The sequence below is a fragment of the Christensenella tenuis genome (assembly GCF_014287795.1).
GTDB lineage: Bacteria > Bacillota > Clostridia > Christensenellales > Christensenellaceae > Christensenella > Christensenella tenuis.
The window spans coordinates 241,966-256,540 of the sequence record NZ_JACOON010000007.1; the positions used below are offsets into that span (position 1 = coordinate 241,966).

The following is a 14,575-nucleotide window of genomic DNA, read 5'->3' on the forward strand; positions in this document are numbered from 1 at the left end:
TGACCTGTCCCCTGCTGTATTTTTATCATAAGCTCCCGCGACCCGTCCGTGAATAGAGAAAAGAGACCTGTTTCTTTGGAATTTTTTACCTGCCCCCGTCCCAACCTGTCATTCATGGTAAAAAATTCACTATGTTTGTAGACATTTGACTCTATCCTGCTTGCTGCAGACTGGTTAAAAACTGAAAGATTCTCTCGTTATATCCATGGGATGACAGGTTCGTGGCCAAAATCCGGATAGACGATCATCTCCTTTTTCGATTCTATTTTATTATATACGGCATATACAGCGAATTGCGTTTCCAACGGACAGTTGCAGTCCGCAAGGCAGGCCACAAACATCACTTCCACCCGAATGTTTCCGGCAAAATTCTGTGTATCAATATATCCAAGGCGTAAAAATATTTTCTTCTTCCTTTTGCGCATCGGATCGAACCTTCGAAAAAAATCATTGAGTTCCGCGCATAGGCCTCCGCCTTCCCGAGTAGTTTCCATACGTTTTTATAATCTGCTAAAAACGGAAATACCGCAGCAGCCAATTTAATTTGCGGAACAAGAGCCGCTCACACAAGCGATAGCGTGCCGGCTTGGGAATATTCGTCTACACCCATATGGCTAAGGTCATTTTCTTCCATTTGTGCGATAAGATACATAAGCTGCACTGCATCCAGAAAAACTGAACGATAAAACCATTTCTTGGGAGCCGTTTCAGTAAGGCCGCGAATAAAATGCCCGTGGTAAGTATATCCCCGGACGCCACCAATATCTTCCGATCTCTGGCATTCGGTTGCAGCCACGCTGTAACTCGCCGCAGTATAAGGAAGTATGGCGCTATAGTCTCGTGCACTTTCCGTATAGCCGTGGAAAAAGTACCACTAAAAGTTTGCCACAATTCCTGTCCGGACATAAATATTTTGCATAGACACGCGCCCCTCTGGTTCCCGTAAAATAAAAACATCAGTTATAAGGAACAAAGAAAGCATTCTTTTTCATAATCAATCGGGAATCAATTTCCCGCATTTCACGAAGTCTTTTCTTCTAATCGCGTTCAAAATCCCCATGTTTTGGGCTGACCCCGGCATAACGCAACAGCGCCTGAATATCCCGTTTCATAAATTATACCTCCATACCCGCTTCACGTAGCATGGCGAGAACATTTTCAAGTTTCGCCGTATTTTCCAGCTCTGTCGTCGAACCGATAAAGTAACCCGCTCCCGCTTCCGCAATCGTTTCTTTGCAGATCCTCTTTACCTCCTCCGGCTCCCCGCCGGATAAAAGCTGGCTCATATCAATTCCGCCCGCCAAAAATAAACGGCTGCCATATTGTCGCCGCAGTTCCCGTACCGCCATGCCTGCCGCCGTCTCAATAGGATTAAGACCGTCTATTCCCGTTTCCAGCAAATCGTTCATGACAGGCATCAAATATCCGTCGGAATGAAAGAGGCATTTGATCCCATGCTCGTGGTAGGCCGCGTTCAAAAGCTTTAGTCTGGGAAAAAATTCTTTCCGCAGCCATTCGGGGGAATGCAGCAGAGTTCCTTTCATAGCAATATCTCCATAGGTGAGCGCACAGGGTGAGAGAGACGCGTCCGCAACAGCGTGGATCATCCGTATCTCCATTCGTGTATGCAAATCCAGATATGCTGCAATTAATTCTGGGCGGTCTGCAGACAGGTAGGAGAACAGTTCCAGACCCAACCTGTAACGTAATTCGTCAAGCCCTGTGCCGCTTTGGCGCAGGAGCACGACCGTATCATCTCCGATGTATCTTTGTATCTGCCGGAACCGCGTAAGGAATGCCTCGCATTCAGCGGAAATATCCTCGTTTTTGTAAGTCTGTTCCATACGTTCAATCTTTTGTTCCAGCCACTGCTCCGCTTCCATAACGCAGTCAAACGGCCGTTTCTCTATTCCAAGCTCGATCCATCTTTCATAAAGTTCAACAAATCCATCTTCATCCTCCCGGCGGCCCGGGGTACGCGGCCCAGCATCCGCACTCCGGGTCATATCCAGCATGGAATGGATTGTCTGGCATTTGAGGCGTATTCCCGCTTCCCCTACAGGCGCATATTTTCCGGTAAAATATTTGATGCAGCCATCATGCAAAAACAAGTCGTAGACCGGGGTCCGGTCCGTCTCCTGAAAGGCCATCGTGGCTTCCACGCGCTCCCGTTTACTCATTTTTTCCATATCATTTTCCTCCTAGCCGTTTGATAACCCTATCATAAAAGATACACTCCTCCTTTCCTATAGAGGGATTCGACTCTTTTCTTGCATGTTTTTTACTTCCCGCTTGCTCCCCCCAAAGAACAAGTCAAAAATTTACTACATTTGTAAACTTTTGACCTATTTTCAGATTGCCTGTTTTTTTCGTGATATAATGATACAATAAAGATCAAGATATATTTTTCCGGTAAATAAATGAAATGTAAATGGATTTTCAAGCCGAGACAGCATTCTGTCTCCATCAACTTTTTAATAACTTCGCTTTGTCTTGCGGTTCTTTTGATCCCGCTGATCATCATCAGTTCTTTTTTTGCTGTCTCAATGCGCAAAACGCTCGAAACAAACATCCAAAAAGATCTGGATAACTTTGTGAACCAATCGACCGAAGCCCTGGAAACAGATTTTCGTTCCGTAAAAGAAATGTATTATACCCTGATGAGCGATCCTATTGTAAACACCGAATTATACCGTGAAATTACAGACAAGGAGACCGATCCAGACATTTTATATGAAAATATCAATTCACGGCTGCGGCGGCTTACCTATTACAACAACGCGTGGAACTCGCATTTGCTGCGCTATATTTCCTTGATCTATAACGAAAATGATTACAACAGCATCAATAATTTTTCCGCTGGGAGTATTGACGGAATCCGCACAAATCAAACTGTAGGTTCCTTTTATTCCACATTTCAGGACTTTATTGCGAATGGCACGCGTATCAACACAATTTTGTTCTCTGCCGACTCGACTGATCCCCTAATCTATTTTGCACAGGATTATTACGAAATTGCCGACTATAAGATTAACGGAACTATCGTGATGGGCGTCAGCAGTGAACAGCTTGCACGCGCCTTCAACAGTATCTTGAAATATGATGGAGCGTTGGGCATTGTTTACGATGAGAAAGGCCGGATTTTATGCAGCACTGCACAAATCACTCCGGGAACGCAAATTTTCGACGCCTCTTTCGGAGAGGTACCTGTTTCAAGAATGCTGCAGGATTCCTCTTCATATTTTATCAACACGACTTCCCTTTCCGGCTACAACCTCTATTCCGCGGTTATTATCCCCAACCGGGCGGTGTTTCAGGATCTCGAAACACAAATGGGCGGCTATATCCTGATTATCTTGGTGCTGGCTGCCGCTTTTATTCTCCTGGGGCTGTTTATTTCCCGCAAAATTATTAATTATATTAATTCATTGATTTCACAAATGGAAATGATTCAGGCCGGACACTATGAAATCACTGTCCCAAATTATGGAATTCGTGAACTTGATACGCTTTCCGCCATTTTCAAGAAAACCTCCTCCAAAATTGGTTATCTGATCAACGAGGTATATACTAATGAACTTTTATTGCGTGAGGCTGAATTAAAAGCGCTTCAGGCGCAAATCAATCCTCATTTTTTGTTCAACACATTGCTGTGTATCAGTTGGAACGCAAAATCAAACGGAGATGAAAAAACGTCCCGAATGATTGATGCATTAAGCGAACTTTTGGACTCCAAAATGTCCTTTACCGAAAATTCCAAGGTAACGGTAGCATATGAAATCGAACATGTAAATTTCTACCTTTTCCTACAAAAAACGCGATTCGGAGACAAGCTACGCTTTCATGTGGATATTCCCGAAGATTTTCTTCCGCTCCTGATTCCCAAACTGTGCCTCCAGCCTATTGTGGAGAACGCTGTAGTACACGGCCTGGAAAACAAAACCGGAATGGGTTATGTGACTGTAACGGCGAAAATCAACGCCGGTATGCTTATTTTTACCGTAGCGGATAACGGCGTCGGAATGGATCCATCCAGGATGGACCTCGACGCAGATGAGCCGTGCGGCGCGCGCCCCGAGCATCACAATATAGGCCTCAAAAACACCAATAAGAGAATCCGGCATTTATATGGCGAACCGTATGGAATCACCATTCGCAGCAGCGAAAATTTTGGTACGCTCGTTGTGATTAAGTTGCCGGTCGACAGGGAGAGTGAGCATGTATAACATTATGATCGTTGACGATGAACCTATCCTTCGGAATGGAATCAAAAATTTTATTGACTGGCAGTCCCTCGGCTGTGAGGTGTGCTGTCTTGCTGAAAACGGAGAGGACGCGCTCCGGCAGTTCCCGCAGTATTCTCCTGATATCTTGATTACAGATATTAAAATGCCGGGAATCGACGGGCTTGAGCTTACCCGTCGCTTAAGCGAGCTTTCTCCTAAAACCAAGGTCATTATTCTTACCGGTTATTCCGATTTTTCTTATGCGCAGAAAGCAATTCGCTACAGCGTTGTCGATTTTGTTGTAAAAAACAATCCTGCTCCCAAAATATGTGAAGCTGTGAAAAAAGCAATCTCGCTTATTGAAAAGGAACGGAAAGATCACCAGTTTTTCGGAGAGTTGGAAGAAATCGTGAGTCAAAGCTATGATGATCTGAAAACAAAGTTGTTTCTCGATATCATCAACCAGAATATTCTCCTGCCCGAAACGATTGAAGAAAAGGCCGCCCATCTGGGCGTCAGCCTTTCCGCATACCGTTTAGCGGTGATCGGCATTCCCGACGTGCCGCCTGAAGCAAATCCCCAACAGGTCCGGCAGTCTGTCCGTAACTTTTCCCTTTCTCTTTTGCTTTCCTTCAAGCCTTTTGCTTTCACCCTCAATGCACAGACGTTATGCCTGATTCTTATTCCAACGGAAGAAAGTGGGGATTTGAACAAACTATGCGGACAAATTGTCTCTACTTTATTCGATATCACAGGTTTTCGCGTACGTATCGGCGTCAGCGAAATCAAGGAAAGTATCCTCGACTTTTCCACGGCCTACAGGGAGGCGCTTTCTGTAAAGCGCGACCAGCGCCGGAATATGGCCCCTCGGTTCCTTTATCACCGGGAAGATGCCGATAATGCGCAAAATCCGACAATCAGCGAAGCGCTGCGGTTTATTCACGCACACTACAAGGAGGACATTACCCTTCGCCAGATCTCGGATGAGCTCCATCTGAATGCAAGCTATTTAAGCCGCCTTTTTAAAAAACATATGAAGGAAACTATCGTGGGGTATATTACCCGTTACCGTATTGAATGCTCCAAAAAGCTGCTCCTGCATTCAGATGCACGCCTGTATACGATCGCTATAGAAGCAGGCTTTAACGATGCAGCATATTTTTCAAATATCTTTAAAAAATATACTGGTTATTCTCCATCGGAATATAAAAACAAATTTTCTGAAAAAGAGCATTAGCGGCGGAGCAACGCATACATGCATGAATCCTGTAGCATACCGTTTTTATAAACGCTGCTGCGCAGGACGCCTTCCAGGGTAAACCCGGCCTTTTCGAGTACGCGCCGTGAAGCCCGGTTCCCCGCAAAGGGCTCCGCGAAAATCCGCTCAATATCATATTTTGCAAATACATACCGGCACATGCGGATTACCGCTTCACTCATGATTCCCTGCCCCCAGAACGGTTCCCCCAGCCAATAGCCAAGTTCTGCGCTTTTTTCGTATACGTCAGTTCCAAAAAACATACCGATGCTTCCCGCCGCATGGCCGTTCACAAGGATTGCGCGCGTTACCTGCCTGTCTCCCCCCTTTTCGATACATGCGCGGATATACGCTTTGGCATCCTCCAATGTATACGGATGGGGAAATGCATTCCTTAAAGCAGCCGCAATTTTTTCATTATTCGCGTATTCCAGAATAGACGCGGCATCCTCTGGTTTCCATTTTCTCAATACAAACTCCATTTTTCCGCCTCTTTCCTATTTTTCCCATCGTATCATCCCGCAAGGGAGTGCGTCAATCAAAATATCGGTCCCATTTTTCAGACAAATGCTGCGCTGTTGGCCGACGAATAACCGGGCGCTGCCGTTCTCAGCATAACCGCGGCCGACGGTGCTCCGCCGCCTTAACGAAAAAGACGGAAAGGCCATGGAAAACAAAAAGCTTTCCCTTCCGGAAAAGCTTTTTGTTTTCTTTTTTCTTATTCTGCAGACAGCCTGAACGTATCCTTGAGGTCATAATATAACTTATCATATATCTTCTTGACCTTCTGGTACTTTTCATGGTTTCCCGCAACAGGCTCTACAACCTCTTTCACTGAATGCACCTTTTCCGCATCATCGAGATTCTTATAAATCCCTTCACCTACGCCGGCCACGAGCGCACCGCCATATGCCCCGCCTTCTGCCGCTCCCGCGAGGATCTTCACCGGGAGGTTGAAAATATCAGCCACGATCTGTTTCCACAGCTTCGAATTCGCCCCGCCGCCCGAAAGAATCACTTCCTTGATCTCAAGGTCTGGATTGGTGTTGAGAATCAACTCATACATCTGGTATAAACCGAACGTTACACCTTCCATGACCGCGCGGGCCATATCTCCCTTGTTCGAAAGCAGGGACAACCCATAGAATACGCCCCTCGCATCCGGATCCGGATAAGGACAGCGTTCCCCGGAAAGATAGGGCAGGAAGATGATTCCGTTAGAGCCAATGCTGGATGCCTCCGCACCTTCGTTGATTTCTTTGAACGGCTCTGCGCTTTCCGCATAGAACGTATTTTTATACCATTCCATCGAACCCGCACATGAAAGTTGGCAGCCGAACGCCATGTATTTTCCTGCCGCATTATTGCAGAAGAACTGGAGCTTCCCGCCCTCGTTCTTGCCGAAACTGTTCATCGCCGTTGCTACCACGCCGGAAGTACCCATTACGACGCCAAGCGTGCCTTCCTTGATGATGCCCATCCCCGTATTCTGAATGACCGCGTCTCCGCCGCCGCCATAAACCGGAAGGCCTTCCGGTATTCCCGTTTCTGCTGCCGCCTGTGCCGTCACATGGCCAGTTACTTCATCAGACTCGTATACCTTCGGGAATATGGAGAGGTCGAAACCCAGCTTTTCGATCAGGTCATCCGCCCATTTGCGTTCCTTTACGTCGAAAAGTCCTGTGCCCGAAGCCTCGGAGGCATCCGTTGCGATTTCGCCTGTCAGGCAATAGCGGATGTAGTCCTTAGGCATCACAAATTTTGCGATGCGCGCAAAACTCTCCGGTTCGTGCTTTTTGACCCACAGGAGCTTCCCGCCCGTAAAGCCGGTAAGCATGGTATTGTTGGTATAACCGACGAGCCCGTCCAGCCCGCCTGCCGCTTTGATGATCTCTTCGCATTCTTCGCCTGTACGCTGGTCGTTCCACAGGATTGCATTGCGGACTACTTGATTGTCCTTATCAAGCGCTACAAGGCCGTGCATCTGCCCTGAAAGGCCAATCGCCACAAGGTTTTCTTTTTCCACGCCGTCAAGCAGCTCTTTGAACGCGTCTTTCGTGCCCTTCCACCAGTCTGCCGGTTCCTGCTCCGACCATGCCGGTTTAGGCGTATAAAGCGGGTAAGATTTCGTTACCGAACGAATAACCTTCCCTTCCTCGTCTATGATCAGGCATTTTACGCCGCTCGTGCCTACGTCAATTCCCATTAAATATTTCATCTTGGTATCCCTCCTCTATTTAATTGCCGTATAGATATCATACACGCTGTCCAGGATATAATCCGGGGCAACGTCGCCTTCCTCAATGTCCTGATAGGAAATTTCTCCAGAAAGCACCGCGATGCCCACAATGCCTCCATTTACCGCTGTTTTGACGTCCGTATACAGGCGGTCGCCCACCATTGCCGTTTTTTCCCGCTGGGACCCCGTTTTGGCTAAAATATAATCCACCGTCTCTTTAAACGGCTTACCCACAAATTTGGGTTCAATGCCCGTTGCGTGTGTAATCATGCATGCCATCGACCCGCAATCCGGGCAAAACTTTCCATCCTCGAGCGGGCAAACCCTATCAATATTGGTCGCAAGGAAAGGCACCCCCGCTGTAATGAGCCGCGAAATTGTATCTGCTTTTTCAAAATTAAAAGTCTTGTCAAATCCCAGCACGGCAAAATCCGCCGTTTCCGTATCGGGAGGAAGCAGCGTAAAACCCGCTTCCGCAAATTGCGCCTCAAGTTCAGGCGTTCCCGCGAGGTAGATCCGCTGTCCGCCGTGTGTTTTAAGATAATGGATCATCACATCGCCGGACGTCATGATGTTCCCGCGCGTCATACCCGTAAACCCGAGCCGCTCCAGCTTTTTGACATAATCCTCCGGTGCTTTGGAAGAATTATTTGTAAAAAAGTAAAACGGCACGCCGCTCTGCTGCATATATTCGATGTATTCCTTCGCGCCGGGAATCAGGTTTTCCCCAAGATTGATGGTTCCATCCATATCAAGGACAAAGCACTCGATATCCCGAAGCGCCGTTGCTTTAGGGTTTACCCTGCCCCGCTTTTCACTGCCAGTCATTCCTGTCCTCCGTAAACCGCATCATAAATTTTTTTCAGGTAGGCGTCGTCGTATGGAATCTCGTCAAGGATCGTGTACCTGTTTTTACGTGTCGTGCGCGCCGTGCGCATAACCTGTACATAATCTTCATAGGCAAGGCCCAGTTCCTCAAAGCTCGTCGGCAAGCCTGCCTGCCTGAGGTAACCGCGGATAAATTCATAATTCCCGCCGTAAAGATATTCTACAAGAATGCTCGCCACCGCAGTCTGTATGCCATGCAAGGTTCCTTTTCCGGTTGCGTCGACCGCATGGCTGATAAGATGTTCCGCACCGCTTGACGGCCGTGTGTTTCCCGTGATGTTCATCGCCAGCCCCGAAAGAACGACGGATTCCGCAAGCTGCGTAAGAAATGCCGTATCCCGGATATCCGGATGCGTATACTGCAAAATGGCGCGTACTGCCGTACCCGAAATGATATAGGCAAAATCGTCCATTTTTGCTTTGCCCGCCTGAACCGCCCGCTCCCAGTCCCGCAGGGCCGTAATGTTGGAAACAAGGTCCCCGAGGCCCGCGAGGATCAGCTTTTCGGGCGCTGTTTTGATGATATCAAGGTCCATAATGATATAGGACGGTATTTTGCAGTCAAGACTGCGCACCGAATTGTGGTCGCATTTCAAAACGGCGATCGGCGAGGCGACGCCGTCATGGGAAATAGACGTCGGAATGCTGATGAATGGCCGCTTCGACATAGACGACGCATATTTACCTACGTCCAGCACCTTGCCGCCGCCCATGGCGATAACCGCATCAAAATCGCGGTTTACGATATAATAAGACTTTAAAAACGCCTCCCGCAGGGATCCGGCGTGTACAAATTCCCGTTTGACTTCCCTGCAGTGGTTTTCCAAAAACGCATAAACATCCTGCCCGTAAAGTTCATCGACAATCCGGTCGACAATCAGCATCACACGGTCGGCCGGTTTCAGAAACTCTTTCAGGCGCGGGTACAATATCCCGCTGCCTATTTTTACACTTTCCGGTACTGCGAACGTATTGATGGCACTCCACCTCACAAAAAACTTACATAGTCAAAAAAGGCTTTCAAAAAGCCTTTTTCGATCTATTTCCTAAAACTTGCTTACTGCATATTTTCCGACATGATTTTGAACTCATCGTAGAGGTCTTTCCGGAAAATCAATTCCTTGGAGAGCGCTTCGTCGATATCTTCATCAATAATCCTGTTATCCTGAATCCCTACGACGCGATTGCCGATTCCTTTTTCAAGAAGCTGGACTGCACGCACACCCATACTGGTAGCGCGGAGCCGATCTGCCGCGGACGGCGTACCGCCGCGCTGGATGTAACCAAGCACAATAGCTTTGGCATCCAGTTTCGCTTTTGCCCGCATATAATTCGCAACCGCTTCGCCCTTGCCTGCGCCTTCCGCGATCAGTACGATGCTCGTCATATTCCCTTTGATGCGGTTGCTAATAATTTTATCGCAAATATAATCAATGTCAAATTCGACTTCCGGAATGATGATATGTTCCGCTCCGCCTGCGATGCCCGCGTAAAGCGCAATATCTCCGCACTTATTGCCCATGACTTCGATGACGCCCACACGCTCATGTGAATTCATGGTATCGCGGATTCGTGACATCTCGCCTACTACGCCGTTGACCGCCGTATCGAAACCGATGGTAAAGTCCGTATAGGCAAGGTCGTTGTCTATCGTACCCGGGATGCCGATGGTCGGTACTCCGAGATGCGAAAGCACTTTCGCTCCCTGGAACGAACCGTCGCCGCCGATCACGACCACACCCGAAATATCGAACGCCTTGATGACCTGAAGCGCTTTTTGCTGGCCTTCCTGCGTTTTAAACTCCTCGCAGCGCGCCGTTTTCAGGATTGTACCGCCTTTTTCAACGATACCAGCCACATCTTCCGTTTTTATGCGGTCCACACGGCCTTCAATGAGGCCTGCGTATCCTTTTGTGATCCCCATCACCGAAAATCCTGCCGCATCGGCAGCCATTACCACCGAACGGATTCCCGCGTTCATGCCCGGCGTATCCCCGCCGCTTGTCAGTATTCCAATTCTTCTTTTCATAGCACAGTCACCATTTATTTAAACTTTCTTTTAAAATGCGTTTGCCTTCATGTGCGCGAGCACACGTTTATTCCATCCACCGCGGTTTTCTTTTCCATCCCCTGAAAAAAAACCGGGATTTATGCCGTTTTTTAAAACATCCGCAATCAATACGTATTCTAACAAAAATTTCAGAAAAAAACAATATAAAACGATCGAAATTGTAAAATGTTACATTGGTTTTTCTCCGGACGGCGGCGCGCCTCTTTTTCCTTCAACAAAAAAGCCCTTCCGCCGCGCAAGGCGGAAGGGCCGCAGGTTATTCCCGCTTCTATTTCACAACTACATTTTCTTTGCCAAGATATTGTTCCAATTCTTCTATCAGTTGTGCCCGGTAAGCAATACTCCGTGCGCCGCACAGCTTATATTTCTGCCCGGTCTTTTCCACATAGACCACTGCGCTGCTCCCGCCCGGATAACGGCCCATGATACGCATCAGGCCGTCGATATCACAACTTGTGCCATCTGCAATTTTGACATAAAGCTGCTTACCCGCGAAAAAAGCATCATCCGGCACATACCGCGTGATCCTCCCCGCCAGGAGTTCGATGCCGTTTTGCCCCACCGTCACCTTGCCGCTCACATTGACGATGGCATCCGTTTTCAGGAACGCCTCAGCATCGGCATATACATTCGGGAATGCGATCATATTCATTTGCGCATACAAATCCTCGAGTACAAAATTCGCCATCATCTTTTTTTGCCGGGTAGGGCGTACGCGCACCGAAGTCACGATGCCAAGGAGTTCCACCTCCCGGCCGTCATATTCATACATCGTCATCTCGTCGCCCGCAGTCTGCATGATATCCGCAATGGAAACAGGACGGTTCACCAGTACGCCCGCAAGCTCGTCCAGCGGATGACCGCTGATATAAAGGCCGGTCATTTCCTTTTCATAGGAAAGCTTTTCCGCTTCACCATATTCCGGGATATCCGGAATCTGCACCGTGAGCGGCGCAAATTCCCCTTCCATGCTGTCGAAAAGCGACATCTGTCCGGTCGCCTGCCGCTTTTTGAGCTGTGCCGCATCGGCAAGCACCTGTTCATACACGGCAATAAGCTGTGACCGCCTGACCCCGAAGCAATCAAAACAGCCGGAGAGTATCATACTTTCGAGGCGTTTTTTATTGAGGACATCCGTATTTTTTTCCACAAAATCCGTAAAATCCTGATATCCTGTGCCCCTGCGCGTAATGACCTCATCGATCGCCTCGCCGACATACGAAATAGCCGACAGCCCGAAACGGATGCATCCGTTTTCGGTGGTGAAGTGCATACCCGACTGATTGACGTCCGGCGGCAATATCTTGATCCCCTCGTTTTTGATGGTCTGGATATATTCCCCGAGCTTCTGTTTATTTGCGATAAAGCTGTTGAGAAGCGCCGTCATAAATTCAACGGGATAATAGCACTTGAGATAAGCCGTCTGGTAGGCAACTACCGCGTATGCGCACGCATGGGATTTATTGAAGGCATAGTTGGCAAACGCCATCATCTGGTCAAACAGCTCGTTCGCCGTTTTTTCATCCATGCCACGGCGCACCGCTCCTTCAACCGTAATTTTTCCATCCTGCTCTTCGCCGCGAATAAAAATCTTTCTCTCTTTTTCCAGTACGCTCTGTTGCTTTTTGCTCATAGCGCGGCGTACAAGGTCGCTCCTTGCCATGGAATAGCCCGCCACGTCGCGCACGATACGCATGATTTGTTCCTGATAGACCATGCATCCGTAGGTATCCCGGAGAATAGGCTCGAGCATCGGATGCAGGTAGTGTACGCTTTCGGGATTGTGTTTACTGCGCACATAATCCGGAATACTTTCCATTGGACCCGGACGGAAGAGCGCGTTTGCCGCCATGATATCATCAAGGCATTCCGGCCGGAGTTCTTGCAGCAGCCGGCGCATTCCGCCGCTTTCAAACTGGAAAATACCCAGTGTGTCCCCGGATGCCATGAGCTCATAAACTTTTTTATTGTTCAAATCAAGCTTATCAATGTCGAGTGTAACATCGTGGTTCTCTTCGATCATTCTGACCGCGTCGCGGATCACCGTCAGCGTCCTCAGGCCAAGGAAATCCATTTTCAAAAGCCCCATACTCTCGAGTTTTTTCATGGTATACTGCGTCATAACGCTCTCGTCTTTGGGGTTCTTTTGCAGGGGTACGTAATCCGTGATGGGCGCGTCCGCAATAACTACGCCCGCCGCATGCGTAGATGCGTGCCGCGCCATTCCCTCAAGCCTGCGCGCCACGTCGATCACCTGTTTCGCATCCGGGTTGTTTTCATATTCCGCTTTCAGCTTTGGATTGCGGTCAAGCGCCTTATCGATCGTCATTTTGAGTTCAAACGGCACCATTTTCGCAATGCGGTCTGCATCCGCGATACTCATGTTCATCACGCGCGCCACATCGCGAATCACAAGGCGGGCACCCATTGTGCCAAACGTGATGATCTGGGCTACATGGTCGCTGCCATATTTTTGCGTCACATAGTCGATGACTTCCTGCCGCCGTTCATAACAAAAATCAATATCAATATCCGGCATACTGATTCGCTCCGGATTCAGAAAACGCTCAAACAGAAGATTATATTGGATGGGATCGATGTTCGTAATACCAAGGCTGTACGCAACGATGCTGCCTGCGGCGCTGCCGCGCCCCGGCCCGACCATGATGCCGTTTTTCTTGGCGTAATTGACAAAATCCCACACAATCAGGAAATAATCCGTGAATCCCATGCTGTCAATCGTAGAAAGTTCGTAATCAAAACGCTCCCTGATTTCGGGCGTAAGATCAGGATAGCGCTCGTGCAGGCCATCCTCCGCGAGATGTTTCAGGTATTCCCGGTTGGTATACCCATCCGGCACTTTAAACTCGGGCAGATGGTTATTGCCAAATTCAAATTCAAGGTTGCATTTATCGGCAACCTCCCGCGTATTGCTGACCGCCTCCGGCACATAGGAAAAAAGCTTGTTCATTTCCTTGGGAGATTTCAGGTAGAATTCCTCCGTCTCAAACGCCATTTTGCTTGGCTGGTCAATCGTAGTGACAGTCTGGATGCACATCAGCACCTTTTGCGCGTAGGCGTCTTCCCTGTTTACATAATGTACGTCATTGGTCGCGACTACTTTAACGGAAAGCTCGTCCGCAAGCTTCAGAATCAAAGGGTTAATGCGTTGCTGCTCCGCTATGCCGTGATCCTGCAGTTCAAGGTAAAAATCTTCGCCGAACATATCTTTCAGGCGCTTCGCCATGCGCTTCGCGCCCTGATAATCATTTTGCATCAACAGGCGCTGTACGTCGCCCGCAAGACAAGCTGAAAGGCATACGAGGCCTTCGCTGTGTCCTGCCAGCAATTCATAATCGATGCGCGGTTTATAATAAAATCCTTCGAGCGAGCCTGCTGAAACAAGCTTCATCAGATTCCTGTATCCCGTCATGTCCTTGCACAGCAGCACAAGATGTGCATACTCCCGGGAAAGGGAGGTTTTTTCGAACCGGCTGCCCGGGGCCACATATACCTCGCACCCAATGATCGGCTTGATTCCCGCTTTCTGCGCCGCTTCATAAAAATCAAGCGCACCGTACATCACCCCGTGGTCTGTGATGGCGAGCGCGTCCATGCCTTCCTCTTTTGCGCGGGCTACCAGGTCGCCGATGCGCCCTGCACCGTCGAGCAGGCTGTATTCCGTATGAACATGTAAATGTGTAAAATCAATCATTTTGCGGTTTTCCTCCGTCCGTAAAGCGCCGGATTTTCTTCATTTGTTTTAGTATAACACGCTCCCTTTCCAAATTGTGTAAAAATTTCTTTAATGTTCCCGTACTGGCGCAGCGGGATTTTGCGCTTTCAAATCCCACACGGTTATTGTATAATAGAAATGTGATTTTACGGAAAAA

The 14,575-nt window shown here is 48.4% G+C and carries 10 protein-coding genes and 1 pseudogene; 2 read left to right on the plus strand and 9 right to left on the minus strand.

Translation table 11 applies throughout. The features are described from left to right. Nucleotides 1–197 precede the first annotated feature (197 nt). The 3 genes and pseudogenes from H8S18_RS14870 to H8S18_RS13505 form a co-directional block, all read right to left on the minus strand. Nucleotides 198–494 (minus strand): acetylxylan esterase, encoded by a 297-nt coding sequence (locus tag H8S18_RS14870; RefSeq protein WP_186858794.1) that lies wholly within the window; start codon nt 492–494, stop codon nt 198–200. A gap of 68 nt (nt 495–562) precedes the next feature. Further along, nucleotides 563–853, minus strand: a pseudogene (locus tag H8S18_RS14875) (acetylxylan esterase); the annotation flags it as partial. 262 nt (nt 854–1,115) lie between these two features. Further along, nucleotides 1,116–2,189: a uroporphyrinogen decarboxylase family protein gene (locus H8S18_RS13505; protein ID WP_186858795.1), complete on the minus strand. Its 1,074-nt coding sequence runs from the start codon at nt 2,187–2,189 to the stop codon at nt 1,116–1,118. A gap of 405 nt (nt 2,190–2,594) precedes the next feature. Here H8S18_RS13505 and H8S18_RS14985 point away from each other — a divergent pair, with 405 nt between their 5' ends. Continuing rightward, complete coding sequence (locus H8S18_RS14985) at nt 2,595–4,226, plus strand: sensor histidine kinase (RefSeq protein ID WP_186858796.1); 1,632 nt, start codon at nt 2,595–2,597, stop codon at nt 4,224–4,226. Continuing rightward, nucleotides 4,219–5,463 carry a response regulator gene (locus H8S18_RS13515; RefSeq protein WP_186858797.1) on the plus strand — a complete coding sequence of 415 codons (1,245 nt, stop codon included), beginning with the start codon at nt 4,219–4,221 and terminating at the stop codon, nt 5,461–5,463. Before H8S18_RS14985 ends, H8S18_RS13515 begins: the two co-directional genes overlap by 8 nt. Here H8S18_RS13515 and H8S18_RS13520 read toward each other — a convergent pair. The 6 genes from H8S18_RS13520 to H8S18_RS13545 all read right to left on the minus strand — a co-directional run bounded on the left by H8S18_RS13520 (nt 5,460) and on the right by H8S18_RS13545 (nt 14,397). Beyond that, on the minus strand, nt 5,460–5,966 hold the full coding sequence (locus H8S18_RS13520; RefSeq protein ID WP_186858798.1) for a GNAT family N-acetyltransferase: 507 nt from the start codon (nt 5,964–5,966) through the stop codon (nt 5,460–5,462). The two genes, H8S18_RS13515 and H8S18_RS13520, sit on opposite strands and share 4 nt — an antisense overlap. A gap of 236 nt (nt 5,967–6,202) precedes the next feature. Further along, nucleotides 6,203–7,702 (minus strand): xylulokinase, encoded by a 1,500-nt coding sequence (xylB, locus tag H8S18_RS13525; RefSeq protein WP_186858799.1) that lies wholly within the window; start codon nt 7,700–7,702, stop codon nt 6,203–6,205. 15 nt (nt 7,703–7,717) lie between these two features. Continuing rightward, complete coding sequence (locus H8S18_RS13530) at nt 7,718–8,551, minus strand: HAD-IIA family hydrolase (protein ID WP_186858800.1); 834 nt, start codon at nt 8,549–8,551, stop codon at nt 7,718–7,720. Next, a complete protein-coding gene (locus tag H8S18_RS13535; protein WP_186858801.1) occupies nt 8,548–9,603 on the minus strand; it encodes an iron-containing alcohol dehydrogenase family protein in 1,056 nt (351 codons plus the stop codon). Before H8S18_RS13535 ends, H8S18_RS13530 begins: the two co-directional genes overlap by 4 nt. A 65-nt stretch (nt 9,604–9,668) precedes the next feature. Continuing rightward, on the minus strand, nt 9,669–10,640 hold the full coding sequence (gene pfkA / locus H8S18_RS13540) for a 6-phosphofructokinase (RefSeq protein ID WP_186858802.1): 972 nt from the start codon (nt 10,638–10,640) through the stop codon (nt 9,669–9,671). Between the two features lie 310 nt (nt 10,641–10,950). Next, on the minus strand, nt 10,951–14,397 hold the full coding sequence (locus H8S18_RS13545) for a DNA polymerase III subunit alpha (RefSeq protein WP_186858803.1): 3,447 nt from the start codon (nt 14,395–14,397) through the stop codon (nt 10,951–10,953). Nucleotides 14,398–14,575 lie beyond the last annotated feature (178 nt).

Coding starts and splice junctions, on each gene's coding strand:
- H8S18_RS14870 (WP_186858794.1), bottom strand. CDS start 494: ATGGAAACTACTCGGGAAGGCGGAGGCCTATGCGCGGAACTCAATGAT.
- H8S18_RS13505 (WP_186858795.1), bottom strand. CDS start 2,189: ATGGAAAAAATGAGTAAACGGGAGCGCGTGGAAGCCACGATGGCCTTT.
- H8S18_RS13515 (WP_186858797.1), top strand. CDS start 4,219: ATGTATAACATTATGATCGTTGACGATGAACCTATCCTTCGGAATGGA.
- H8S18_RS13520 (WP_186858798.1), bottom strand. CDS start 5,966: ATGGAGTTTGTATTGAGAAAATGGAAACCAGAGGATGCCGCGTCTATT.
- xylB (WP_186858799.1), bottom strand. CDS start 7,702: ATGAAATATTTAATGGGAATTGACGTAGGCACGAGCGGCGTAAAATGC.
- H8S18_RS13530 (WP_186858800.1), bottom strand. CDS start 8,551: ATGACTGGCAGTGAAAAGCGGGGCAGGGTAAACCCTAAAGCAACGGCG.
- pfkA (WP_186858802.1), bottom strand. CDS start 10,640: ATGAAAAGAAGAATTGGAATACTGACAAGCGGCGGGGATACGCCGGGC.
- H8S18_RS13545 (WP_186858803.1), bottom strand. CDS start 14,397: ATGATTGATTTTACACATTTACATGTTCATACGGAATACAGCCTGCTC.